Raw genomic sequence first — 25,360 nt, 5'->3', positions numbered from 1 at the left:
ATAAAAAAGAAAAAAAATGTTGCGTGCAAGTATACGGAATGGAATAAAAACCGTATATTTGCACGCAATAAATTTTAAACGCATAGCCCTATGTCATTTATTGCTGATAAGATTGTAATGGATGGATTAACTTATGACGACGTACTGTTAATCCCCGCTTATTCTGAAGTCTTGCCCAAAACAGTCGAACTCTCGACTAAGTTTTCACGAAACATTGAGTTAAAAATCCCGTTTGTAACTGCTGCCATGGATACGGTTACCGAAGCGAAGATGGCTATTGCCATTGCCCGCGAAGGTGGTATCGGAGTTATTCATAAGAATATGTCCATTGAGGAGCAGGCACGTCAGGTAGCTATTGTGAAGCGTGCCGAAAACGGTATGATTTATGACCCGGTGACTATCAAGAGAGGTTCTACGGTAGCTGATGCGCTGGCTTTGATGGCTGAATACAAGATTGGTGGTATTCCGGTGGTAGATGATGAAAGATATTTGGTAGGCATTGTTACCAATCGTGACCTTCGTTTTGAGAAAGATATGAATAAGCGTATCGATGAGGTAATGACTAAGGAGAACATCATTACTACCAATCCTACGACGGATATGGAGGCTGTTTCTCAAATTCTGCAAGAACATAGAATCGAGAAGTTGCCGGTAGTAGATAAAGACAACAAATTGGTAGGTCTGATTACCTATAAGGATATTACCAAGGCAAAGGATAAACCTATGGCGTGCAAGGATAGCAAAGGTCGTCTGCGCGTTGCTGCCGGAGTGGGAGTGACGAATGACACTTTGGAGCGCATGCGGGCTTTGGTGGATGCAGGGGCGGATGCCATTGTCATTGATACGGCTCACGGACATTCCAAGGGGGTTATTGAAAAATTGAAAGAAGCCAAGGCTAACTTCCCTCATATTGATATTGTTGTTGGTAATATTGCTACCGGTGAAGCTGCGAAGGCATTGGTCGAGGCTGGTGCTGATGGAGTAAAGGTGGGCATCGGTCCGGGTTCCATCTGCACTACCCGTGTAGTTGCCGGTGTGGGTGTTCCTCAGTTGTCTGCGGTTTATGATGTGGCAAAGGCACTGAAGGGCACGGGTATTCCTTTGATTGCCGATGGCGGTTTGCGTTACTCGGGCGATGTGGTGAAGGCGTTGGCTGCCGGTGGTTACAGCGTGATGATCGGTTCGCTGGTTGCCGGAACGGAAGAGTCTCCGGGCGATACGATTATTTTCAACGGTCGTAAGTTCAAGTCCTATCGGGGTATGGGCTCGCTGGAAGCTATGGAAAATGGCTCTAAGGACCGCTACTTCCAAAGCGGTACCAGTGATGTGAAGAAATTGGTTCCGGAGGGCATTGCTGCTCGCGTTCCTTATAAAGGTACTTTGTATGAAGTGATTTATCAGTTGGTTGGCGGTCTGCGTGCCGGTATGGGATATTGCGGTGCAGCCAATATAGAGAAACTGCACGATGCCAAGTTTACCCGCATTACTAATGCAGGTGTACTGGAAAGTCATCCGCACGATGTGTCTATAACCAGTGAGGCACCGAACTATAGCCGTCCTGAGTAAGATAATAACAAAATAATAGTGAATGCCCGGAGAGAGATTGCCGCTTTCCGGGCATTTTGTTTATATTTGCAGCCGTATAAAAAGAACGGATGGTGCTTATGGTTAGATTGTTTTGGGTGTTTTTCTTCCTCGGGTTCGGATTGGCTGTTTCGGCCCAGGACGATCCGGTACTGATGCGTATCAATGGAAAGGAGGTCCTCCGTTCTGAATTCGAACGTAGCTATAATAAGGACGGTACCTCTGTCGGTGCAGGCCGGAAGGCATTGGATGTATATGTGAATAAGTTTATAGACTTCAGGCTGAAAATAGAGGCTGCCGAAGTTGCGGGATTGGATACTTCCTGTGTCTTTCAGAAGGAGCAGGATGAATATCGCCGTTGTCTGATTAAATCATACCTGACAGATGAGGAGACGGCAGAGCAGGCGGCACGGCAGTATTATGACAAGATGAAATCCAGCCGGCGTGCGGGCCGGGTATATGTGAAGCATATTTTTAAATATCTCCCCCAGAATATTTCCGGTCATACCTTGCGTGAGATGGAGTCCAGGATGGATTCTATCTACAGGGCTCTTGCAAAGGAAGGGGGAGCTGTGCCGTCTTTCGATGCTTGCGTCGAGCAATTTTCCGATGAGAAGAAAGCGTTTTGGGTGGGTTGGCTGCAGATGCCGGTGGAGTTTGAGGATATTGTATTCGGGTTGAATGCCGGAGAGATTTCCCGTCCGTTCCTCACTCCTCAAGGCATTCATATCGTGAAAGTACTCGAACAGCAGGAAATCCTTCCTTTTGAGAGGATGAAGGACAAGATAATCCGTTGTCAAACCCGTCGTCATGGAATGGATAAAGGAACGCGGGCTTTTGTGGATAAACTGAAGAAAGAATATCACTATATGCCGGATAAAGCCGGTATCGACGAACTACTGGCCAAAGGAAGCACTTCCCGTGTATTGTTTACACTGGATGGCAAGGCATACGGTGGAAAAGAGTTTGCCGGATTTGCCGCTGTTTATCCGGCAGGGACGCGTAGACAGTTGGAGGCTTTTACAGTAAAAACGATTCTGGACTATGAAAACTCCCGTCTGGAATTGAAGCATCCCGAATTCTGTGCGTTGGTGCAGGGGCATCGTGACAGCATGTTGCTTGCCGAAATCACTGACCGTGAAGTGGGAAAGAGGAGTGTGGTGGATGAAGCGGGATTGAAAGCATATTTTGAGGCGCACCGTTCGGACTTCCATTGGGACGAACCGCGTTATAAGGGTATTGTGCTGCATTGTACTACCAAGCGGGTGGCGAAGCAAGTACGGAAATTTCTGAAACAGATTCCGGAAGAGGAGTGGATGGATGCCATCCGTCTCACCTTCAATGCCGGCGATACTCCCAAGGTGCAGGCAGAGCAAGGATTATTTGCCCCCGGTGATAATGCATATGTGGATGATTTGGTGTTCAAAGGGAAGGATGCAACCCCGGCTTTGTCATTTCCCTTTACTGCTGTACAAGGTCGTAAGCAGAAGGGACCGGATAGTTGGCAAGAGGTGCGAGAGCCGCTCGTAACCGCTTATCGGAACTATTTGGAAACGCATTGGGTGGCAAAGTTGCGTACTGCCGGTAAGGTTGAAATTGACCAAGAGGTTTTAAAAACCGTTAATAATCACTGATGCAACCGATTAAAACACTATCTTCGTACCTCAAAACGAAGTAAATATCAGTTGGTGATGCGAACAACCTGCTTTGGGCTTTTAATTTTCCTTCTCTGTGCGGCGTGCAGCGAGCAGCACGACCATAAAGGGCGGACACCGTTAGTGGAGTTGGACGGCAATTTCCTTTACCGGGAAGATTTGCAATCGGTACTTCCTGCCGGTTTGTCCAAAGACGACAGTCTGTTGTTTGCAGAACATTATATCCGTAATTGGGTGGAAGATATTTTGCTGTACGATAAAGCGCAGAGCAATATTCCCAATAACGGTGAGATTGATAAACTTGTGGAGAATTATCGCAAAGCATTGATAATGCATACCTATCAGCAGGCTTTAATACATCAGCGGCTATCAGAGGAGATTTCAGAACAAGACTTGACGGAGTATTACGAGAAGAACCAGGCGCTCTTCAAGGTGGAACGTCCGTTGATGAAAGGCTTGTTCATCAAAGTTCCTTTGACAGCCCCGCAGCTGGGCAATGTCCGTCGCTGGTACAAGACGGAAACCCGTGAGGCGGTGGAACATCTGGAAAAGTACAGTCTGCAGAATGCTGTGAAGTATGAGTATTTTTATGATAAATGGGTGCCGGTATCGGAAGTGCTGGATATGCTGCCCTTGAAGGTTCCTGATGTGGACGAGTATCTGGACAAGAATCGCCATGTAGAGCTGAAGGATACGGCTTTCCATTATTTCCTGAATGTGAGCGATTATCGCCCGGTGGGAGAGCAGGAACCCTATGAGTTTGCCCGTAGGCAAGTGAAGGATATGCTGCTGAACGTGAAGCAGGTGGAATTCATGAAGCAAGTGAAGGATGATTTGTACCAACGGGCGGTGAAAAGAGACAAGATTAAATATTATTTAGAATAAGACACCAAGAATGAAACAGTGTATGAACTTTAAGTTTGTAATTTTATTTGCCTTGACGCTATTAGTCGGTTCTACCGTTTATGGACAAGACAACGTAATTGACGAGGTAGTGTGGGTAGTAGGTGACGAGGCTATACTGAAGTCCGAAGTGGAAGAAGCACGCATGAGTGCATTGTATGAAGGACGCAAATTTGACCGTGACCCTTATTGCGTGATACCGGAGGAGATAGCCGTGCAGAAGCTGTATCTTCACCAGGCGGCCCTTGACAGTATCGAGGTATCCGAGAGTGAAGTTATCCAGCGTGTGGACTATATGACGAACATGTATATCGCCAACATCGGTTCACGAGAGAAAATGGAGGAATACTTCAATAAGACTTCCAGTCAGATTCGTGAAACGCTGCGCGAGAATGCCCGCGAGGGATTGAAGGTTCAGAAGATGCAGCAGAAACTGGTTGGTGAGATTAAGATTACTCCGGCCGAAGTGCGCCGTTATTTCAAGGATTTGCCGCAGGACAGCATCCCTTATATCCCTACTCAGGTGGAGGTGCAGATCATCACTCAGCAACCCAAGGTCCCTTTGGAGGAGATAGAAGATGTAAAGAGACGTTTGCGTGAGTATACCGACCGTGTCAATAAGGGCGAAAGCTTTTCCATGTTGGCTCGTCTGTACTCCGAGGACCGTGGCTCGGCCATGCGTGGCGGTGAGATTGAATTCTCAGGGCGCGGTATGTTGGACCCTGCCTATGCCAATGTTGCTTTCAATCTGCAGGACCCCAGCAAAGTATCTAAAATTGTAGAGTCTGAATATGGCTTCCATATCATTCAGTTGATAGAGAAACGTGGTGACCGTATTAAGACACGCCATATTCTGTTGAAGCCGCATATTCCGGAAGAAGCGCTGGCTGCGGGTTGTGCCCGTCTGGATTCCATTGCCGATGACATCCGTAACAATAAGTTCTCTTTTGAAGAGGCTGCTTCTGTGCTTTCGCAGGATAAAGATACGCGTAATAATCATGGTTTGTTGCCGAATCCCAATACGAACACTTCCAGATTTGAGATGCAGGAACTTCCTCCAGAGATAGCCAAAGTGGTGGATAAGATGAAAGTGGGTGAAATCTCCGAAGCCTTCACCATGATTCCGCAAAAGACCGGAAAGGAAGAGTGTGTGATTGTGAAGCTGAAGAGCCGCACGACCGGACATAAGGCTACCATTGCCGATGACTATCAGAACTTGAAGGAGATTGTGTTGGAGAAACGCCGCGACGAAGTGCTGGACAAGTGGATTCGTGAGAAGCAGAAGCACACGTATGTCCGTATCAAGGATAATTGGAAGAATAACTGTACATTCAAGTATCCGGGGTGGATTAAAGAATGATTCAGAGAGGATTTACATAGATTTGTATGCAAAAGAAGAATACAAGAAATCATTTCCTGAACAAGCATAGATACCTCTTAGTAGGTATTCTATGCTTGTTTGGCATCTGTCTGCTGAGTGCCCAGAACAAGAAGAAAAGTCCTTCTGCACCGGAGAAGAAGAAAGTGGACTCGATTGAACAGAAAAGGACGGAGACACCGGAAAAGAAGAAGACGCGTGTGGATTTGTTGTATGCCGATGAGGCACAGGCAGACAAACATCTGCGTCCTGATGTGCAGGTACTTATCGGTTCTGTGAGGATGAAGCATGACAGTATGTACATGTTCTGTGACAGTGCGTTGATATTCGAAAAGATAAATTCGGTCGAGGCATTTGGTAACGTACGTATGGAGCAGGGGGATACCTTGTTCATCTATGGGGATTATCTGTATTATGACGGAATGTCACAGTTGGCTATGTTGCGTGAGAATGTGCGTATGATAAACCGTAATACCGTGTTGACTACCGACAGCTTGAATTACGACCGTCTGTACGATTTGGGTTATTACTTCGAAGGCGGTACGCTGACCGACGAGGATAATGTGCTGACTTCCGAGTGGGGAGAATATAGCCCTGCCACCAAGTTGGCTGTCTTCAACCACGACGTGAAGCTGGTCAACCCGAAGTTTGTCTTGACTTCGGATACCTTGAAGTATAGTACAGCTACCAAGATTGCTACCATTCTAGGTCCCTCCGACATTGTGAGTGATCAAAATCATATTTATTCCGAACGTGGCGTGTACAATACGACTACTGAGCAGGCAGAACTGCTCGACCGTTCCGTACTGACCAACGACGGCAAGAAACTGACCGGTGACAGCCTTTTCTACGACCGCATCTTGGGATACGGCGAGGCTTTTGACAATGTACAGATGAATGATACGGTCAACCGGAACATGTTGACCGGCGATTACTGTTTCTACAACGAACTGACCGGAAGCGCCGTTGCCACCAAACGTGCCGTAGCTATCGACTATTCGCAGGGCGACAGTCTGTTTATGCACGGTGATACTTTGCGGCTGATTACCTACCATATGAATACCGATTCCATGTACCGGGAGATGCGTGCCTATCATAAGGTGCGTGCTTATCGCACGGATGTGCAGGCCGTATGCGATTCGTTGGTGTATAATTCCAAGGACTCTTGCATGACGATGTATACCGACCCTATCTTGTGGCACGGGGAACAGCAGTTGCTGGGTGAGGAAATTAAAATTTACATGAACGACAGTACCATCGACTGGGCACATATCATCAACCAGGCCTTGACGGTAGAGAAGAAGGACAGTATTCATTATAACCAAGTTTCCGGTAAGGAGATGAAAGCTTTCTTTATAGATGGAGACATGCGTCTGGTGGAGGTGAACGGCAATGTACTGGTGGTGTATTATCCGGTAGAGGAGAAGGACAGTTCGCTGATTATGATGAACTATTCGGAAGGCGGACTTTTGAAAATGTACTTGAAGGAGAGAAGGATGGAGCGCGGAGTCTTTGTTGGAAAGACTACCGGTACAGCCTATCCTCTGGACCAGATTCCACCAGATAAGAGCAAGCTGCCTTCTTTTGTCTGGTTCGACTACATCCGTCCGCTCAACAAGGAGGACATCTTCGAGTGGAGGGCTAAAAAAGCAGGTGAAGTATTGAAGAAAAGTGACCGGAAACCTGTAACTTCGCCAAGGAATATGCATATTAAACGAAATAATAAGTAGCGTCATGGGAATGTTTGCAATGCGGAAGCCTCGTGGCTTCAATCATAGCTATATCTATGTGGATGAGCGGAAAGAGAAGTTGGCGAAGATGGAAGAAAACGCCAAGCGTGACCTGGGTATGCTGCCGGAAAAGGAATTCTCGCCCGAGGATATACGGGGCAAATTCATAGAAGGAACAACTCACCTGAAGCGGCGCAAGGAGAGCGGACGTAAGCCGATGCATTTGGGCATAATCCTTGTTGTCATAGCTGTGCTGATTTATCTGTGGTATGCTATCAGTAACGGAATCATATAATAATGATTAATGATTAGTGATTAACGATTAGTGATTAATGGCGGGCGATATGCTCATCGGTAGTAGTGTGTTATTCACCTCTCCTAATTAATCCCTAATCATTAATCCCTAATCATTAATCCCTAATCATTAATCCCTAATCATTAATCCCTAATCATTAATCCCTAATCATTAAACATTATCATGAGCGATATCATTCATTTGCTGCCCGATTCGGTTGCCAATCAGATTGCTGCCGGAGAGGTGATTCAGCGTCCGGCATCTGTTGTGAAAGAATTGGTGGAAAATGCAATTGATGCCGAAGCAGGGGAAATACATGTGCTGATTACCGATGCGGGCAAGACCTGCATTCAGGTGATTGATGATGGGAAGGGTATGTCCGAAACGGATGCGCGCCTTTCTTTTGAACGTCATGCGACTTCAAAGATACGCGAGGCTGCCGATTTGTTTGCCCTACGCACCATGGGCTTCCGTGGAGAGGCGTTGGCTTCTATAGCAGCGGTAGCTGAAGTGGAGTTGAAAACACGTCCGGTCAGCGAGGAGCTGGGGACGCGGCTGCTGATTGCCGGCTCTAAAGTCGAGAGCCAGGAAGCCGTTTCCTGCCCTAAGGGAAGCAATTTTTCCATCAAGAACCTATTCTTCAATATTCCTGCCCGGCGCAAATTCCTGAAAGCGAACTCTACGGAGTTGAGCAACATCCTTACGGAATTCGAGCGTATAGCGTTGGTGCATCCTGAGGTAGCCTTCTATCTGTATAGTAATGATACGGAATTGTTCAATCTTCCGGTAATGCCTTTGCGGCAACGCATCATGGCAGTCTTCGGAAAGAAGCTGAATCAGCAGTTGCTGTCCGTCGACGTCAATACGACCATGATAAAGATTTCCGGTTTTGTAGCCAAGCCGGAAACGTCGCGCAAGAAAGGAGCGCACCAATACTTTTTTGTGAACGGGCGCTATATGCGTCACCCCTATTTCCACAAAGCGGTGATGGATGCTTATGAACAGCTGATTCCTGCCGGTGAGCAAATCTCCTACTTTATTTATTTCGAGGTAGACCCTGCCAATATCGATGTGAACATCCATCCGACGAAGACGGAGATTAAGTTCGAGAATGAGCAGGCTATCTGGCAGATTCTGTCGGCTGCGGTCAAGGAATCCTTAGGTAAGTTTAGCGCTATACCTACTATCGATTTTGATACCGAGGACATGCCGGATATTCCTGCATTCGAGCAGGCTCGTCCGATAGAGCCTCCGAAGGTACACTATAACACGGATTTCAATCCCTTCAAGACGTCTTCCGCTTCTTCCTATGGAGGTGGTGGCAATTATTCGCGTCCCAAAGTGGAGTGGGAGGGGCTTTATTCCGGTTTGGAAAAAGCCAGCAGGATGAACGAGCCGATGGAGGAAGAACCTTTTGCAGAGGATACGGTTACCGGTACGGCTCCAAGAGAGGAGGAGAGGGTTCCTTATTTCCAGGAAACGGTTCCTTCCGGGGCAAGCGCCTCTTTCTACGGCAATGAGGCAACGGTAGAGAAAGGAGCGCAACACTTCCAGTTCAAGGGGCGTTTTATTCTGACTTCCGTTAAATCGGGTCTGATGCTGATAGACCAGCATCGGGCGCATGTCCGGGTATTGTTCGACCGCTATATGAGTCAGATTCGACAGAAACAAGGGGTATCGCAGGGGGTATTGTTTCCGGAGATTATCCAGTTGCCGGCTTCGGAAGCTGCCGTGCTGGACGGTATATTGGAAGATTTGTCGGCAGTAGGCTTCGATTTGAGCCCGCTGGGTGGCGGCAGCTATGCCATCAACGGCATACCTTCGGGCATAGAGGGGTTGAACCCGGTAGAATTGGTCCGGAATATGGTACATACTGCTATGGAAAAAGGAAATGACGTTAAGGAAGAGGTACAGACAATTCTTGCATCGACCTTGGCGCGTGCTGCGGCCATCGTCTACGGACAAGTGCTGAGCAACGAGGAAATGTCCAATCTCGTGGACAATCTGTTTGCATGCCCATCCCCGAATTATACTCCAGACGGAAAGACGGTGCTGGCGACCATTAAAGAAGACGACATAGAAAAGCTTTTCTCCAAATAAGGGAGAGTGCTTTCTTTTGCATCAAGGCAAAAAAAGTACAAATATTCAGAACCTTTTAGTTCTGTTGGCGTTAATTAGACAGTTTGAATGATAAAGAGTTTAATTAACCACTTAACTATTTTGAGGTATATGAAAAAGATTCTAATGTTACTGGCTTTAGCTGGTGTGTCTTCTGTTGCCATGGCGCAGCAAAAGACTGAAGTTGTGGAAGAATTTGGTGTTATCCAGGTTCAGGATAAATATCAGGTAATCACTAACCCGTTCTGGAGTAACTGGTTTTTCTCTATAGGCGGTGGTGCCGAAGCAACTTTTGGAGATAATGATAAGGCAGGAAGTTTTGGCAAGCGTATCAGTCCGACGCTGAATTTTGCCATCGGCAAATGGTTCACCCCGGGACTGGGAGTACGTCTGCAATATAGCGGCCTTCAGGCAAGAGGATATACGTATGATGCAGGTGCTGACTACGTGAAAGGCACTCAGATGGATGACGGCTACTACAAACAGCGTTTCGACTATATGAATCTGCACGGAGATGTGATGTTCAATCTGAATGCGCTGTTTGGAGGATACAACCAGCACCGTGTGTATGAAATCATTCCTTATGTAGGTGCGGGGTTCACTCACAACTACACAAAGCCTCATCGCGAAGCTTTGTCCGTAAACGCAGGTATCATCAACCGCTTCCGTATTTCGAATGCGATAGATATTAACCTGGAGCTGAGCGCAATGGGCGTTGAAGACAAGTTCGATGGCGAAGTTGGAGGCGATCATGGATATGATGGCGTGCTGAGTGCAACGGTGGGGTTGACATACCGTTTCCCCGCCCGTGGATTCCGTCGCCCGATGCCCCAGTTGATTTCTCAGGTAGAGCTGGCTGCCATGCAGGCGCAGCTTGCAGAGATGGGAGCTGCCAACCAACAGTTGCAGAATGCACTGGTTGCCGCACAGAACCAGCCGGTGGCCGAAGTTACAGAAACGGAAGTGATTGTTCCCGATCCGGACATTGCACCGCGTACTGTATTCTTCAAGATTGGCTCTGCAGAAGTTTCTCCGCGTGAAGCAATGAACTTGTCTTATCTGGCAGATCAGATGAAGCAATTCCCGAACGCCACTTACACTGTAAACGGATATGCAGACTCTGCAACCGGTACGCCGGCATTCAACAAAGAGTTGAGTTTGAAGCGTGCACAAGCCGTGGTTGATGTATTGGTAAAACAATACGGAATCCCTGCTGACCGCCTGAAGGTAGATGCCGGTGGTGGTGTCGACAAGTTCGGACAACCGATTCTGAACCGTGTAGTGTTGGTGAAATCAGCCAACTAGGAGACGGGATAAAAGAAATAAGCTACAAGGTACTAGCTACAAAAAAAGAGGGGCATGCGTTACCGTGACGCATGCCCCTTTTCTTATTAACTTATGTGTTCTTCCCTTATTCCCCTCCGAATTTCTTTATTTGCTCTGCAATCAGTTCCGCATCATCAAAGTAGTTTATTTTCATTGCCTTGCGTACATCATCCAAAGTTGCGGCGGCAGTTTCTCTGGCAGTTTCGCAACCTTTCTTCAGCATGTCGTAGATGGCAGGGATGTCTTTTTCAAACTCCTTGCGGCGGTTGCGGATAGGCTCCAGTGTCTCCTGCATAATTTCGTTGAGGAACTTCTTCACTTTCATATCGCCCAGACCGCCACGTTGGTAGTGGGCTTTCAGTTCGTCCAGATTCGGATATTCGGGCAGATAAAGGCCGAAGTGTTCCGGACGGCAGAAAGCATCCAGGTAAGTGAATACGGTGTTGCCTTCCAATTTTCCGGGGTCTTGCACACGCAGGTGGTCGGGGTCGGTATACATGCTCTTCACTTTCTTCTGCACTTCGTCGGCAGAGTCCGAAAGATAGATACAGTTGCCGAGGCTCTTGCTCATCTTGGCTTTGCCGTCCGTTCCCGGCAGGCGCAGGCAGGCTGCATTGTCGGGCAACAGGATTTCCGGTTCCACAAGGGTTTCACCATATATATAGTTGAAACGGCGTACGATTTCACGAGCTTGTTCAATCATCGGTTCCTGGTCTTCGCCCACGGGCACGGTGGTGGCGCGGAAAGCGGTGATGTCCGCTGCCTGGCTGATGGGGTAGGTGAAGAAGCCTACGGGGATGCTTGTCTCGAAATTACGCATCTGGATTTCGGTCTTTACCGTCGGGTTGCGTTGCAGGCGGCTCACGGTCACCAGGTCCATATAGTAGAAGGTCAGTTCGCAGAGTTCCGGTATCTGGGATTGGATGAAGATGGTGCTCTTCGTCGGGTCCAGTCCGCAAGCCAGGTAGTCCAATGCCACCTCGATGACGTTCTGGCGCACCTTTTCCGGGTTCTCCATATTGTCCGTCAGCGCTTGTGCGTCGGCGATGAAGATGAAAATCTTGTCGTATAAGCCGGAGTTTTGCAGTTCCACTCTTCTTCTCAATGAGCCTACATAGTGTCCTATGTGCAGGCGTCCTGTGGGGCGGTCGCCCGTAAGGATGATTTTTTCTTTTGCCATATTATGTATTTTTTAGTTTCTTCATTGTATAAAAGCCATTAGGACCGGCAAAGATACCTATAATTATCGAAACCTCAAGGGATGGCGCTTTCTTTCCTTTTCACGTATACCTTATGGCTTCCGATGCCGCTTGTATCGATTCCGCTGCCGGGAGTATGTGCCCATTTGCGCAGTTCCACGGTGGCGGTGGAGCGGACGAGTCCGGTCAGTTGCCGGTAGATGCTGACAGTAAGGAAGGCATGCTTGTCCAGATACTGATGCGCCAGAGCCAGACGTTGTTCGGGAGTGTATTTCTTCGATGAGCGTGCGGGTTTCCAGGAGGCACGTTCCAGTTCGCACCAATGGTTGGTTTCTCTAATCAAGGCCTTGTCCGTGCGGAAGTTCACGCCACTTACGTAGATGCTCCGCGCGTTTCGCTTCGTGGTGCTTTCTTGGGGCTGTTCGCGTTCCTTGTCGGGGTAGATGGACAGTGCGGGGGTGAATACGCCCAATCCTTCTATCTTCACCGAGCGTCCCATTCCCATTTCGTGGGCCAGGGCTTCGCCCAGTTCGCAGATAATTCCTTCGGTTACGCCTTTCGAGAATCCCGAGGTCATGGCGATGTATTCCGCCAGTTCGCGCGTGCCGGTCTGTCCGGTCATCACCATCTTGGGGTAGGTGATTGGTTCGCCCGTGCCTTGCAAGTCGGGCATTTCTTTCATTTGGTAGCGTGTGGTCATTGTTGCGTTCTCCTTTCTTTTCTTTCCTTCGTTGCAAAGTCCTTTTCCCTGCGGAGCAAAGTTCTTTTGGTGGCGGAGAAATCTTAGAATAAAGCCTTTATTCCAAGGAATAGAAATTTTATTTTTAAGAATAAAGGCTTTGTTTATAGAAACAGAATCCTTGTTCTATTTTTGTATAGGTACAAAGGTAAGTTTCCGTGGCGAGAAAAGCAAGTTTTGGTGGGGAGAATCTTCATATTTATCCGCAAATGCCTTTACTGAGATATAGTCTTTCTTTTTTATATGGAATCGCATTTTTCGGAAAAAGATTTCGGTTGCGGGCGACGGCCGCTCTTCTATTATGGAGGATGACGTTTCTTTTATGCAAAAAAATATGCCACAATTTGCTCTTTTCGTAAATAAGTCGTTACTTTGCACAAATTTTAAAGAGACTATGCAATCGCAGGAAATGAGAAGCAAATATAACCTCCGTTCGAATGAATTTCATTCGGGAGCCGTCAGTTTCTCTTTTTTCGAGAAAGATATTTTTAGTTCTTTGGTAATGCGTTAATCCTTTATTGGGTGACGCATTTTTTTTGTGAAATAGCTACAACTCGTAGTTCGTAGCTTGTAACTCGTAACTTAATAGACAACAAGAGAATATGGAAAAGAATTTAAAGAAAGTGCTTGTCTTGGGCTCTGGTGCGCTCAAGATTGGTCAGGCCGGAGAGTTTGACTATTCTGGTTCGCAGGCGCTGAAAGCGTTGCGCGAAGAAGGTATCGGTTCTGTTTTGGTAAATCCGAACATTGCTACTATCCAGACATCGGAAGGTATCGCTGATCAAGTTTATTTCTTGCCGGTAACTCCCTATTTCGTGGAAGAAATCATCAAGAAAGAACGTCCCGACGGCATTTTGCTGGCATTCGGCGGACAGACGGCGCTGAACTGCGGTACGGAACTCTATCAGAACGGAATTCTTCAGAAATATGGCGTGCGCGTGCTGGGTACTTCCGTTGAGGCGATTATGTACACCGAAGACCGTGACCTCTTTGTGAAGAAGCTGGACGAGATTCCGATGAAGACTCCGAAGAGCCACGCTGTGGAGAGCATGGAGGACGCACTGAAGGCAGCCCGCGAGATTGGCTACCCCGTGATGGTGCGCTCGGCTTATGCTCTGGGCGGACTGGGAAGCGGTATTTGTCCGGACGAGGAAGCCTTCATTAAATTGGCCGAAAGCTCTTTCACTTTCTCCAAGCAGATTCTGGTAGAAGAGTCTCTGAAGGGTTGGAAGGAAATTGAATTCGAGGTAATCCGCGATGCCAACGACCACTGCTTCACGGTGGCAAGCATGGAAAACTTCGACCCGCTGGGTATTCATACGGGTGAGTCTATCGTAGTGGCTCCCACTTGCTCATTGACCGACGAGCAGGTGAAAATGTTGCAGGAGCTCTCCACCAAATGTATCCGCCACCTGGGCATCGTGGGCGAATGTAACATCCAGTATGCGTTCAACGCCGAGACAAACGACTATCGTGTCATCGAGGTGAACGCCCGTCTGTCCCGTTCTTCCGCATTGGCTTCCAAGGCTACCGGTTATCCGCTGGCATTTGTGGCTGCCAAGATTGCGTTGGGCTATACGCTCGACCAAATCGGCGAGATGGGAACTCCCAACTCGGCATATGCAGCTCCGCAGCTTGACTACCTGATTTGCAAGATTCCGCGTTGGGACTTGACAAAGTTCGTAGGTGTCAGCCGCGAAATTGGCTCCAGCATGAAGTCGGTAGGCGAAATCATGTCTATCGGACGTTCCTTTGAAGAAATTATCCAGAAGGGCTTGCGTATGATTGGTCAGGGAATGCACGGATTCGTGGGCAATGAGGGAGTGGAGTTCGATGACTTGGATTACGAACTGTCACATCCCACCGACCTGCGCGTCTTTGCCATTGCCGAGGCTCTGGAAAAGGGATATGCCATCGACCGCATCTTTGAGCTGACCAAGATTGACCCCTGGTTCTTGGGCAAGCTGAAGAACATCGTAGACTACAAGCAGAAACTTTCCCAATATAATAAGGTGGAAGACATCCCCGCCGACGTGCTGCGCGAAGCCAAAGTGCTTGGCTTCTCCGACTTCCAGATTGCCCGCTTCGTGCTGAATCCGCAAGGCAATATGGAGAAGGAAAACCTTGCCGTACGCGCCCGTCGTAAGGAGCTGGGCATCCTGCCCGCCGTGAAGCGCATCAATACGGTGGCTTCCGAACATCCGGAACTGACGAACTACCTCTACATGACGTATGCCGTTCAAGGTTATGATGTGAACTATTATAAGAATGAAAAATCAGTGGTTGTGCTTGGTTCGGGCGCTTACCGCATCGGTTCGTCTGTAGAGTTCGACTGGTGCTCGGTGAATGCCATCCAGACTGCCCGCAAGCTGGGCTACAAGTCCATCATGATTAACTATAACCCCGAAACCGTTTCTACGGACTACGACATGTGCGACCGTCTCTACTTCGACGAGCTCTCCTTCGAGCGTGTGCTCGACGTTATCGACCTGGAGCAGCCGCGCGGTGTCATCGTGTCCGTGGGTGGACAGATACCGAACAACCTGGCAATGAAGCTTCACCGCCAGTCAGTTCCCGTGTTGGGTACTTCCCCCATCTCCATCGACCGTGCCGAAAACCGTAACAAGTTCTCTGCCATGCTCGACCAGCTGGGCATCGACCAACCGGCTTGGCAGGAACTCACCAGCCTGGAAGATGTGAAAGGCTTTGTAGAGAAGGTGGGCTATCCGGTACTGGTGCGTCCGTCTTACGTACTCTCCGGTGCTGCGATGAATGTATGCTACGATGAAGAAGAACTGGAAAACTTCTTGAAGATGGCTGCTGAGGTATCTAAGGAATATCCGGTGGTGGTATCCCAGTTCTTGCAGAACACCAAGGAAATCGAGTTCGACGCTGTTGCCCAAAACGGTGAAGTGGTGGAATACGCCATCTCCGAGCACGTAGAGTTTGCCGGTGTACACTCCGGTGACGCTACGCTGGTATTCCCGGCACAGAAGATTTACTTTGCAACGGCACGCCGCATCAAGAAAATCAGCCGCCAGATTGCGAAGGAACTCAATATTTCCGGTCCTTTCAATATCCAGTTCCTGGCACGCAACAACGAGGTGAAGGTTATCGAGTGTAACCTCCGTGCATCGCGCAGCTTCCCGTTCGTATCCAAGGTGCTGAAGCGTAACTTCATCGAGACTGCTACCCGTATCATGCTGGACGCTCCCTATACACAACCGGACAAGTCGGCATTCGACATCGACCGTATCGGTGTGAAGGCAAGCCAGTTCTCCTTCTCCCGTCTGCACAAGGCAGACCCGGTATTGGGTGTGGACATGTCGTCTACGGGCGAGGTAGGCTGTATTGGCGACGACTTCTCCGAAGCATTGCTGAATGCCATGATTGCTACCGGATTCAGAATCCCCCGTCCCGAGAAGGGCGTGATGTTCTCCTCCGGAGCCATGAAGTCCAAGGTGGATTTGCTGGATGCCAGCCGCATGCTCTTTGCCAAAGGCTATAAGATTTATGCTACGGCAGGTACAGCCGCTTTCCTCAACGCCCATGGCGTGACGACGGAAGCCGTTTACTGGCCGGATGAACGCCCGGATGCGGAAAACAACGTGATGACGATGATTGCCGACCATGCCTTCGACCTGATTGTCAACATTCCGAAGAACCATACGAAACGCGAGCTGACCAATGGCTACAAGATTCGTCGCGGTGCCATCGACCACAACATTCCGTTGATTACCAATGCCCGCCTGGCAAGTGCCTTTATCGAGGCATTCTGCGAAATGAAGCTGGAAGATATCCAGATTAAGAGCTGGCAGGAGTACAAATAAATTGTTTGCTCTATAAACGATTGCAGGAGCGGAAAGCCGAAAGGTTTTCCGCTCTTTTGGTATACTGCGTTTATTTCCGTATTTTTGTTCGGGGCTGAGTCTCTGTATGAATCAAAAGAAGAAATAATATGAATGAAGTGGAAAAAATGCGTAGCTCCCAGTTGGCGGATATGTCCGTTCCGGAGATACAGGTGAAGTTCGAGCATGCCAAGCGCTTGCTGGCAAAAATGCGTGTGATGAGTACTTACGATGAGGATTACCGGAGTTTGCTGGAGGAACTGGTGCCAGGTATTCCCGCTACTTCCATCATCTGCCCGCCCTTCCATTGCGACCACGGGGATGGGATCCGGCTGGGTGAGCATGTCTTTGTCAATGCCAATTGCACTTTCCTGGACGGGGGATATATCACGATTGGTGCCCATACGTTGGTCGGTCCATGCGTACAGATATACACTCCCCATCATCCGATGGATTATATCGAGCGTCGTACGGAAAAGGAATATGCCTATCCGGTGACGATAGGAGAGGATTGCTGGATTGGCGGCGGTGCCATTCTGTGTCCAGGCGTCACCATCGGCGACCGTTGTATCATCGGTGCGGGTAGTGTGGTGACGAAAGATATTCCATCCGATAGCATAGCCGTTGGTAATCCGGCAAAGGTCATCCGGAAAAATGAGGCAAAAAAGTGAACGTACTAAATGCTTGAGAAACAGAGCGTGTCGCTAAATGACTAAAAAAATATCGAAAAATATTATGCAAAAGTTTTGGTAATGTCAAAATAAGCTGTACCTTTGCATCGCTTTTGAAACGGAAGTGTACGGGCGTTTAGCTCAGCTGGTTCAGAGCATCTGCCTTACAAGCAGAGGGTCGGCGGTTCGAATCCGTCAACGCCCACACAAAATCCAAGCACTTTCGTTCATCAAAAGGGCGTTTAGCTCAGCTGGTTCAGAGCATCTGCCTTACAAGCAGAGGGTCGGCGGTTCGAATCCGTCAACGCCCACACAAAATCCAAGCACTTTCGTTCATCAAAAGGGCGTTTAGCTCAGCTGGTTCAGAGCATCTGCCTTACAAGCAGAGGGTCGGCGGTTCGAATCCGTCAACGCCCACTGGAAATTTTCATTCGAAGGTGGTCTTGCAAGTGATTGTAAGGCCATTTTTTTATCCGTTAACTTCCTTTTCTTAAAATCTTTATCCTTTATGTCTTGTTACTCAGAAAAAAGCAGTAATTTTGCAGTCCGATAATTATCATCATAAATACGACGTATGAAACTTGATTTACTTACCGCAATCTCTCCGATTGACGGTCGATACAGAGGCAAAACGGATGTTTTGGCTGCCTATTTTTCAGAATTTGCACTGATTAAATACCGTGTACAAGTTGAAATAGAATACTTTATCACGCTGTGTGAGCTGCCTTTGCCGCAACTGAAAGGGGTGGATAAGGGCGTTTTCGAAACCTTGAGAAACATTTACCGTAACTTCTCCGAAGCCGACGCGCAACGCATCAAGGATATTGAGAGCGTGACGAACCATGATGTGAAGGCTGTGGAGTATTTCTTAAAAGAAGAGTTTGACAAGTTGGGTGGTATGGACGACTATAAGGAGTTCATCCATTTTGGCCTGACTTCACAAGATATCAACAATACGTCTGTTCCTTTGTCTGTAAAGGAGGCGTTGGAGCAGGTGTACTATCCTCAAATAGAGGAACTGATAGCGCAGCTCCGTGCTTATGCGGAAGAGTGGGCCGCTATCCCCATGCTTGCCAAGACACACGGACAACCGGCTTCGCCTACCCGTTTGGGCAAGGAGGTAATGGTGTTTGTCTACCGTCTGGAACGCCAGTTGGCAACGCTGAAGGCTTGTCCGGTGACAGCAAAGTTCGGTGGCGCTACGGGTAATTACAATGCCCATCATGTGGCTTATCCGGAATATGACTGGAAGGCATTCGGCAATAAGTTCGTTTCCGAAAAGCTTGGCTTGGAACGCGAGGAGTATACTACCCAGATATCCAATTACGATAATCTGTCTGCCATCTTTGATGCCATGAAGCGCATCAATACGGTGATGATTGATATGAACCGTGACTTCTGGCAATATATCTCTATGGAATATTTCAAGCAGAAGATTAAAGCCGGTGAGGTGGGCTCCAGCGCGATGCCGCACAAGGTGAACCCGATTGACTTTGAAAATGCGGAAGGAAACCTGGGCATGGCGAATGCTATTCTTGAGCACTTGGCGGTAAAACTGCCGGTTTCCCGTTTGCAGCGTGACTTGACGGACTCTACCGTGCTCCGCAATGTGGGTATGCCGTTCGGGCATATCATTATTGCCATACAAAGTTCTTTGAAGGGTTTGCGTAAGTTGCTGTTGAACGAACCGGCCATCTACCGTGACCTGGACAATTGCTGGAGCGTGGTGGCCGAGGCTATCCAGACCATTCTGCGCCGCGAGGCCTATCCGCATCCTTATGAAGCGTTGAAAGCGTTGACCCGTACCAATCAGGCCATTACGGAAGCGTCTATCAAGGAATTTATAGAGGGACTGAATGTAAGTGAAGAGATAAAGAAAGAATTGCGGGTGATTACCCCCCATACTTATACGGGAATTTAAGCAACCACAGAAGTGTACCGGAGGAATTTCAACTTTTTACTCCGGCAATTGTTATAGAAACATATAAAATTCAAGGTATAATAGAGACAATGAATGGCCGTGAGGCCAAGGTTTAATTTTATTCGAATAAAAAACAATGAGTACAGAAAACGAAACTTGGCGTGATGCTTCTTCCGCAGAGGAGAACTCAGGTGCCGGCCGCGATGGTAACCAATTTAACAAGGAAGGTGGCTACAGCCGTCCGTCTTACAACCGTGATAATGGCGACCGTCCTTATCGCCTCAGATTTAACAGTGAAAACGGGGACCGCCCGCAGCGTCCTTATAACAGTGACCGCCCTTATCGCCCGCGCTTTAATCCTGGTGCGGACAATGGCGACCGTCCGCAGCGTCCTCGTTACAATAACGATAATGGCGACCGTCCCTATCGTCCGCGCTATAACAGCGAAGGCGGTGACCGTCCGCAACGTCCTCGTTACAATAACGATAATGGCGACCGTCCTTACCGTCCGCGCTACAACAGCGAAGGTGGTGACCGTCCGCAACGCCCTTATAATAGTGACCGTCCGCAGCGCCCGCGTTATGGCAATGAGGGTGGTGACCGTCCGCAACGTCCTTATAACGGCGACCGCTCCTACAACAGCGACCGTTCTTATAATACGGACCGTCCCTATCGTCCGCGCTACAACAGCGAAGATGGCGACCGTCCGCAGCGTCCTCGCTACAATAATGAGGGTGGTGACCGTCCTTATCGTCCACGCTTCAATTCGGGTAGTGGAAGACCTGGCGGATACGGCAACAGAGACAGCTATAGCCGTCCTATCCGTCGTTCGGCCGATTATGACCCCAATGCTAAGTACAGCAAGAAGAAACAGATAGAGTATAAGGAACAGTTTGTAGACCCGAACGAGCCTATCCGTCTGAACAAATTCTTGGCCAACGCCGGTGTTTGCTCCCGTCGCGAGGCTGATGAATTCATCACTGCCGGAGTCGTTTCTGTAAACGGAGAGGTGGTAACGGAATTGGGAACCAAGATTAAGCGCGGTGATGAAGTGAAGTTCCACGACCAGACGGTCAGCATAGAACGTAAGATTTACGTACTGCTGAACAAGCCGAAGGATACTGTGACTACTTCGGATGACCCCCAAGCACGTCGCACGGTGATGGATTTGGTGAAGGGCGCATGCGACGAACGTATTTATCCGGTAGGTCGTCTGGACCGCAATACTACAGGTGTATTGCTGCTGACAAACGATGGTGACCTGGCTTCCAAGCTGACGCATCCCAAGTATCTGAAGAAGAAGATATATCATGTGCATTTGGACAAGAACCTGACAAAAGCCGATATGGAGCAGATTGCAGCCGGTATTCAACTGGATGACGGGGAAATCCATGCAGATGCCATCAGCTATACGGATGACTTCAAGAAAGATGATGTCGGTATTGAAATCCACTCCGGCAAGAATCGTATCGTGCGTCGTATCTTCGAATCGCTGGGATACAAGGTGATGAAACTGGACCGTGTGTATTTTGCCGGTTTAACCAAGAAAGGCCTGCGCCGCGGCGAATGGCGTTACCTCACGGAACAAGAGGTGAACTTCCTGCGCATGGGTTCTTTTGAGTAATATATAATAAGGTATAATAACTGTTTTATGGAAAAGATTAGTAGAACAAAGATTGTTGACCTGTTGAAGCGTGAAGATTTTGGCGCTATGGTCAACGTGAAGGGCTGGGTTCGTACCCGCAGAGGTAGTAAGCAAGTAAACTTTATCGCGCTGAATGACGGTTCTACAATAAATAATGTGCAGATTGTAGTAGACTTGGGTAACTTCGATGAGGAGATGCTGAAAGAGATTACTACCGGTGCTTGTTTGAGCGTAAACGGTGTGCTGACGGAATCTGTCGGTTCCGGTCAGAAGGCCGAAGTGCAGGCCCGCGAAATCGAAGTGCTGGGAACTTGCGATAACACGTATCCGTTGCAGAAGAAAGGTCATTCCATGGAGTTCCTCCGTGAGATAGCCCATCTGCGTCCCCGTACCAATACGTTCGGGGCTGTGTTCCGTATTCGTCATAATATGGCGATTGCCATCCACAAGTTCTTCCATGACAGAGGATTCTTCTATTTTCATACTCCGATTATCACGGCTTCCGACTGCGAAGGCGCAGGCCAGATGTTCCAGGTGACTACGAAGAACCTTTACGACTTGAAGAAAGATGAGAACGGTTCCATTATTTACGATGATGACTTCTTCGGAAAGCAGGCCAGCCTGACTGTTTCCGGACAGTTGGAAGGCGAACTTGCCGCTACTGCATTGGGAGCCATCTATACATTCGGTCCTACGTTCCGTGCCGAGAATTCCAATACTCCCCGCCACTTGGCAGAGTTCTGGATGATTGAGCCGGAAGTGGCGTTCAATGATATTACGGACAATATGGACTTGGCGGAAGATTTCATCAAATATTGTGTACAGTGGGCTTTGGACAACTGTGCCGACGATGTGAAGTTCCTCAATGACATGTTTGATAAGGGCTTGATTGAACGTCTGCAAGGTGTCTTGAAAGAAAGCTTCGTGCGCCTGCCTTATACGGAAGGTATCAAGATATTGGAAGAGGCTGTTGCCAAAGGGCATAAGTTTGAATTCCCGGTGTACTGGGGAGTTGACTTGGCTTCCGAACACGAGCGCTATCTGGTGGAAGACCACTTCAAGCGTCCGGTTATCCTGACTGACTATCCGAAGGAAATCAAAGCGTTCTATATGAAGCAGAACGAAGACGGCAAGACCGTGCGTGCCATGGATGTACTCTTCCCGAAGATTGGAGAAATCATTGGCGGTTCCGAACGTGAATCGGATTACAACAAGCTGATGACGCGCATTGACGAACTTCACATCCCGATGAAGGATATGTGGTGGTATCTCGATACCCGTAAGTTCGGTACATGTCCCCACTCCGGGTTCGGTTTAGGCTTTGAGCGCTTGCTGCTGTTCGTTACGGGCATGACGAATATTCGTGATGTCATACCGTTCCCGCGTACGCCGCGCAACGCCGAGTTCTAGGTTTCGGAATATACAAACTGGATAAAATCATCCGCACAAACATTCTGTTGTTTGTGCGGTTTTTTTATACCCAAAAATGTTATAATCTCAAAATAAATCTTTATATTTGTGTCTAGCGGAACGACATAACGTTAACCAACATCATACGAATATGAAACGGAACTATTTCTTTACCATGCTGGCAGCGGTGCTGCTTGCGGTAGCGGGAGCCAATGCGCAGGAGAGCGCAGAGTTTAGGCCTGCGGAACTGGCAGGAATTTGGCAGTTATGTCATTATGTGTCCGAAATCCCGGATGTTCCCGGGATATTGAAACCGAGTAATACCTTTAAAGTGCTGAGTGATGACGGCCGCATTGTCAACTTTACAATGATTCCTGGCAAGGATGCCATCATCACGGGGTATGGGACTTATCAGCAGCTGACGGATAATTCCTATAAGGAAAGTATTGAGAAAAACATCCATCTGCCCATGTTGGACCACAAAGACAATATATTGGAGTTTGAAATAGGGGACGACGGGGTAATGTACCTGAAGTATTTTATAGCTAAGGACTTGAATGGGAATGAACTGAATACATGGTTCCATGAAACATGGAAGCGGGTGGGCATGCCCGCGAAATTCCCCGAGGACCTTGTCCGTTGATATTTCTTTCTCTTTCCCGTTTCTTTCTCAATGCAGCTTTGAAGGTCTTCTATGACGGCATTGGCCGATGAAGGCCGCATCATAAAGAGTTGTTCTAGCGGAGATTCTTTCGTTTCTCCGCAGGATAACTTTGTCTGTTGTATATCAGCCAAGTGGCTCTCTAAAAAAAAGTGGAAAACTTTTGCCAGTTCTAAGAAAAACCGTACCTTTGCAAGCCGATTATTATCTCAAAAGGATAAGCATTTAATTCATAGCGAGTTAATCTTCCATTGTCCGGGATGACTGGCTTGCGGTGAAGAAAAACATTTTAGTAGTAACATTTTAAAAAACAATTAAGAGTGGATACTTTAAGTTACAAGACCATTTCTGCAAACAAAGCTACAGTGACTAAAGAATGGGTCATTGTTGACGCTACAGACCAGGTATTGGGCCGTCTGGGCGCAAAAGTTGCGAAACTGTTGAGAGGAAAGTATAAACCAAACTTTACCCCTCACGTAGATTGTGGCGATAATGTAATCATTATCAACGCCGACAAAGTAAAATTAACCGGTAACAAGTGGAATGACAAGGTATATCTGTCATATACAGGTTATCCCGGCGGCCAGAGAGAAATCACTCCTGCCCGTTTGCAGGCAAAACCGAACGGTGATGACAAGTTACTGAGAAAAGTAGTAAAGGGTATGTTGCCTAAGAACAAGTTGGGCGCAAAATTGCTGGGCAATATGTATGTATATGCCGGCAGCGAGCACAAACACGATGCTCAGAACCCGAAAATGATTGATATTAACGTACTTAAATAAGAGATAATGGAAGTAGTAAATGCATTAGGCAGACGTAAAAGTGCAATTGCACGTATTTTCGTAAGCGAAGGTACTGGAAAGATTACTATTAATAAGAGAGACCTCGCAGAGTACTTTCCATCAAGCATTCTTCAGTATGTAGTTAAACAGCCGTTGAATAAGCTGGGTGTTGCTGAAAAGTACGACATCAAAGTTAATCTCTGCGGTGGCGGTTTCACCGGCCAGTCTCAGGCTTTGCGTTTGGCAATTGCCCGCGCACTGGTGAAAATCAATGCTGAGGACAAGGCTGCTCTCCGTTCTGAAGGTTTCATGACTCGTGATCCTCGTTCTGTTGAACGTAAGAAACCGGGACAACCGAAAGCACGTCGTAGATTCCAGTTCAGTAAACGTTAAGAGTTGGAGAACGGTTGGGGCGGACAAGTTGCTTAATTCTCGACTTTCACCTCTCAACTCTCAACTGAAAAAGCGTTTAGTATCTAAACTACCGGGACTCTTCAGATTCAGACTACCCGGCGGTTGGTTTAGAAGAAACAAAAAAGAAAGTAAACGATTAATTTAAAAGAAAATGTCTAGAACAAATTTTGATACATTATTGGAAGCCGGTTGCCACTTCGGTCACTTGAAAAGAAAGTGGAACCCTGCAATGGCTCCTTACATCTTCATGGAGCGCAATGGTATTCACATCATTGACCTCAACAAGACGGTTGCTAAAATTGACGAAGCTGCTGAAGCTTTGAAGCAAATCGCTAAATCAGGAAAGAAAGTCCTGTTTGTTGCTACTAAAAAACAAGCTAAGCAGGTGGTTGCCGATAAGGCTGCATCTGTAAATATGCCTTATGTAATCGAGCGTTGGCCGGGTGGTATGTTGACTAACTTCCCGACTATCCGTAAGGCTGTCAAGAAGATGGCTACCATCGACAAGTTGACAAGCGACGGTACCTATTCAAACCTCTCCAAGAGAGAAATTCTTCAGATTTCACGTCAACGTGCAAAGTTGGACAAGACTTTGGGCTCTATCGCTGACCTGACTCGTCTGCCGTCTGCTCTGTTCGTTATCGACGTAATGAAGGAAAACATCGCAGTTCGTGAAGCTAACCGTCTGGGGATTCCCGTATTCGGTATCGTTGATACAAACTCCGATCCTACGAATATCGATTTCGTAATCCCGGCAAATGATGACGCTACTAAGTCAGTAGAAGTTATTCTTGATGCTTGCTGCGCTGCTATGCAGGAAGGTCTGGAAGAACGTAAGGCCGAAAAGGTAGACATGGAAGCTGCCGGTGAAGCTCCTGCCAACAAAGGTAAGAAGAAAGCTACAAAAGCAAGACTCGACAAGTCCGACGAGGAAGCAATCAATGCCGCTAAGGCTGCTGCTTTCATGAAGGAAGAAGAGGCTTAATCATACTGTTGAGAGTTGAGAATTGAAAGTTGAGAGTTACTTTACGGCAATTCTCAATTCTCTATTCTCAACTCTCAATTACTTTATAAGGATATT

Annotated in this window: 19 protein-coding genes and 3 tRNA genes; 20 read left to right on the top strand and 2 right to left on the bottom strand. The window is 47.9% G+C overall.

Translation table 11 applies throughout. The features are described from left to right. The first annotated feature begins 90 nt into the window (after positions 1-90). The 8 genes from guaB (at position 91) to DWZ67_RS03435 (ending at position 10,968) form a co-directional block, all read left to right on the top strand. A complete protein-coding gene (guaB, locus tag DWZ67_RS03470) occupies positions 91-1,566 on the top strand; it encodes an IMP dehydrogenase (RefSeq protein ID WP_005829561.1) in 1,476 nt (491 codons plus the stop codon). A gap of 89 nt (positions 1,567-1,655) precedes the next feature. Next, positions 1,656-3,218: a peptidylprolyl isomerase gene (locus DWZ67_RS03465; RefSeq protein ID WP_120138121.1), complete on the top strand. Its 1,563-nt coding sequence runs from the start codon at positions 1,656-1,658 to the stop codon at positions 3,216-3,218. A gap of 57 nt (positions 3,219-3,275) precedes the next feature. Then, the gene (locus DWZ67_RS03460) at positions 3,276-4,124 is read left to right on the top strand and encodes a peptidylprolyl isomerase (protein WP_005833455.1); all 849 of its coding nucleotides are present in this window, start codon (positions 3,276-3,278) and stop codon (positions 4,122-4,124) included. A 10-nt stretch (positions 4,125-4,134) separates the two neighbouring features. Further along, complete coding sequence (locus DWZ67_RS03455; RefSeq protein ID WP_005829568.1) at positions 4,135-5,502, top strand: peptidylprolyl isomerase; 1,368 nt, start codon at positions 4,135-4,137, stop codon at positions 5,500-5,502. A gap of 26 nt (positions 5,503-5,528) precedes the next feature. Beyond that, positions 5,529-7,250, top strand: a complete 1,722-nt coding sequence (locus DWZ67_RS03450; RefSeq protein ID WP_061411448.1) for an OstA-like protein — start codon at positions 5,529-5,531, stop codon at positions 7,248-7,250. 4 nt (positions 7,251-7,254) lie between these two features. After that, complete coding sequence (locus DWZ67_RS03445) at positions 7,255-7,545, top strand: hypothetical protein (RefSeq protein ID WP_005829571.1); 291 nt, start codon at positions 7,255-7,257, stop codon at positions 7,543-7,545. 183 nt (positions 7,546-7,728) lie between these two features. Further along, a complete protein-coding gene (mutL, locus tag DWZ67_RS03440; protein ID WP_117703913.1) occupies positions 7,729-9,645 on the top strand; it encodes a DNA mismatch repair endonuclease MutL in 1,917 nt (638 codons plus the stop codon). 129 nt (positions 9,646-9,774) lie between these two features. Next, positions 9,775-10,968, top strand: coding sequence for an OmpA family protein (locus DWZ67_RS03435; RefSeq protein WP_035458168.1), 1,194 nt, complete (start codon positions 9,775-9,777; stop codon positions 10,966-10,968). A 106-nt stretch (positions 10,969-11,074) separates the two neighbouring features. Here DWZ67_RS03435 and trpS read toward each other — a convergent pair whose 3' ends face one another. Both trpS and DWZ67_RS03425 read right to left on the bottom strand, forming a co-directional pair. Continuing rightward, positions 11,075-12,169, bottom strand: coding sequence for a tryptophan--tRNA ligase (gene trpS, locus DWZ67_RS03430; RefSeq protein WP_016274446.1), 1,095 nt, complete (start codon positions 12,167-12,169; stop codon positions 11,075-11,077). 74 nt (positions 12,170-12,243) lie between these two features. Next, complete coding sequence (locus tag DWZ67_RS03425; RefSeq protein ID WP_120138120.1) at positions 12,244-12,888, bottom strand: HU family DNA-binding protein; 645 nt, start codon at positions 12,886-12,888, stop codon at positions 12,244-12,246. 641 nt (positions 12,889-13,529) lie between these two features. On the opposite strand from DWZ67_RS03425, the gene carB reads away from it, so the two are divergent. From carB to rpsB, 12 genes are all read left to right on the top strand, one after another. Next, on the top strand, positions 13,530-16,757 hold the full coding sequence (gene carB / locus DWZ67_RS03410) for a carbamoyl-phosphate synthase (glutamine-hydrolyzing) large subunit (protein ID WP_005833447.1): 3,228 nt from the start codon (positions 13,530-13,532) through the stop codon (positions 16,755-16,757). 128 nt (positions 16,758-16,885) lie between these two features. Beyond that, on the top strand, positions 16,886-17,446 hold the full coding sequence (locus DWZ67_RS03405; RefSeq protein ID WP_044467352.1) for a sugar O-acetyltransferase: 561 nt from the start codon (positions 16,886-16,888) through the stop codon (positions 17,444-17,446). A 130-nt stretch (positions 17,447-17,576) separates the two neighbouring features. Next, a tRNA-Val gene (locus DWZ67_RS03400) sits at positions 17,577-17,651 on the top strand. 31 nt (positions 17,652-17,682) lie between these two features. Next, positions 17,683-17,757: transfer RNA gene (locus DWZ67_RS03395), tRNA-Val, on the top strand. 31 nt (positions 17,758-17,788) lie between these two features. Then, a tRNA-Val gene (locus DWZ67_RS03390) sits at positions 17,789-17,863 on the top strand. Between the two features lie 157 nt (positions 17,864-18,020). Continuing rightward, complete coding sequence (gene purB, locus DWZ67_RS03385) at positions 18,021-19,367, top strand: adenylosuccinate lyase (RefSeq protein ID WP_005829591.1); 1,347 nt, start codon at positions 18,021-18,023, stop codon at positions 19,365-19,367. A 136-nt stretch (positions 19,368-19,503) separates the two neighbouring features. Beyond that, the gene (locus tag DWZ67_RS03380) at positions 19,504-20,991 is read left to right on the top strand and encodes a pseudouridine synthase (RefSeq protein WP_120138119.1); all 1,488 of its coding nucleotides are present in this window, start codon (positions 19,504-19,506) and stop codon (positions 20,989-20,991) included. A gap of 27 nt (positions 20,992-21,018) precedes the next feature. Next, a complete protein-coding gene (gene asnS / locus DWZ67_RS03375; RefSeq protein ID WP_005829597.1) occupies positions 21,019-22,422 on the top strand; it encodes an asparagine--tRNA ligase in 1,404 nt (467 codons plus the stop codon). Between the two features lie 151 nt (positions 22,423-22,573). Beyond that, on the top strand, positions 22,574-23,065 hold the full coding sequence (locus tag DWZ67_RS03370) for a DUF4488 domain-containing protein (protein WP_005829599.1): 492 nt from the start codon (positions 22,574-22,576) through the stop codon (positions 23,063-23,065). Positions 23,066-23,403: 338 nt separating this feature from the next. Then, positions 23,404-23,865 (top strand): 50S ribosomal protein L13, encoded by a 462-nt coding sequence (gene rplM, locus DWZ67_RS03365; protein WP_005829602.1) that lies wholly within the window; start codon positions 23,404-23,406, stop codon positions 23,863-23,865. Between the two features lie 6 nt (positions 23,866-23,871). Next, a complete protein-coding gene (gene rpsI / locus DWZ67_RS03360; protein ID WP_005829603.1) occupies positions 23,872-24,258 on the top strand; it encodes a 30S ribosomal protein S9 in 387 nt (128 codons plus the stop codon). A gap of 172 nt (positions 24,259-24,430) precedes the next feature. After that, complete coding sequence (rpsB, locus tag DWZ67_RS03355; RefSeq protein ID WP_005829604.1) at positions 24,431-25,264, top strand: 30S ribosomal protein S2; 834 nt, start codon at positions 24,431-24,433, stop codon at positions 25,262-25,264. Positions 25,265-25,360: the final 96 nt, after the last annotated feature.

Origin of the sequence: Bacteroides sp. AF34-31BH (genome assembly GCF_003602795.1) — a bacterium.
Taxonomy (GTDB): Bacteria; Bacteroidota; Bacteroidia; order Bacteroidales; family Bacteroidaceae; genus Bacteroides; species Bacteroides uniformis.
Note: the sequence above shows the minus strand (reverse complement) of the source record. Positions and strands in the feature narration are given on the sequence as shown.

Excerpts from the sequence above, each read along its gene's own strand:
- guaB (WP_005829561.1), top strand. The coding sequence starts at position 91 with ATGTCATTTATTGCTGATAAGATTGTAATGGATGGATTAACTTATGAC.
- DWZ67_RS03465 (WP_120138121.1), top strand. The coding sequence starts at position 1,656 with ATGGTGCTTATGGTTAGATTGTTTTGGGTGTTTTTCTTCCTCGGGTTC.
- DWZ67_RS03460 (WP_005833455.1), top strand. The coding sequence starts at position 3,276 with ATGCGAACAACCTGCTTTGGGCTTTTAATTTTCCTTCTCTGTGCGGCG.
- DWZ67_RS03455 (WP_005829568.1), top strand. The coding sequence starts at position 4,135 with ATGAAACAGTGTATGAACTTTAAGTTTGTAATTTTATTTGCCTTGACG.
- DWZ67_RS03450 (WP_061411448.1), top strand. The coding sequence starts at position 5,529 with ATGCAAAAGAAGAATACAAGAAATCATTTCCTGAACAAGCATAGATAC.
- DWZ67_RS03445 (WP_005829571.1), top strand. The coding sequence starts at position 7,255 with ATGGGAATGTTTGCAATGCGGAAGCCTCGTGGCTTCAATCATAGCTAT.
- mutL (WP_117703913.1), top strand. The coding sequence starts at position 7,729 with ATGAGCGATATCATTCATTTGCTGCCCGATTCGGTTGCCAATCAGATT.
- DWZ67_RS03435 (WP_035458168.1), top strand. The coding sequence starts at position 9,775 with ATGAAAAAGATTCTAATGTTACTGGCTTTAGCTGGTGTGTCTTCTGTT.
- trpS (WP_016274446.1), bottom strand. The coding sequence starts at position 12,169 with ATGGCAAAAGAAAAAATCATCCTTACGGGCGACCGCCCCACAGGACGC.
- DWZ67_RS03425 (WP_120138120.1), bottom strand. The coding sequence starts at position 12,888 with ATGACCACACGCTACCAAATGAAAGAAATGCCCGACTTGCAAGGCACG.
- carB (WP_005833447.1), top strand. The coding sequence starts at position 13,530 with ATGGAAAAGAATTTAAAGAAAGTGCTTGTCTTGGGCTCTGGTGCGCTC.
- DWZ67_RS03405 (WP_044467352.1), top strand. The coding sequence starts at position 16,886 with ATGAATGAAGTGGAAAAAATGCGTAGCTCCCAGTTGGCGGATATGTCC.
- purB (WP_005829591.1), top strand. The coding sequence starts at position 18,021 with ATGAAACTTGATTTACTTACCGCAATCTCTCCGATTGACGGTCGATAC.
- DWZ67_RS03380 (WP_120138119.1), top strand. The coding sequence starts at position 19,504 with ATGAGTACAGAAAACGAAACTTGGCGTGATGCTTCTTCCGCAGAGGAG.
- asnS (WP_005829597.1), top strand. The coding sequence starts at position 21,019 with ATGGAAAAGATTAGTAGAACAAAGATTGTTGACCTGTTGAAGCGTGAA.
- DWZ67_RS03370 (WP_005829599.1), top strand. The coding sequence starts at position 22,574 with ATGAAACGGAACTATTTCTTTACCATGCTGGCAGCGGTGCTGCTTGCG.
- rpsI (WP_005829603.1), top strand. The coding sequence starts at position 23,872 with ATGGAAGTAGTAAATGCATTAGGCAGACGTAAAAGTGCAATTGCACGT.
- rpsB (WP_005829604.1), top strand. The coding sequence starts at position 24,431 with ATGTCTAGAACAAATTTTGATACATTATTGGAAGCCGGTTGCCACTTC.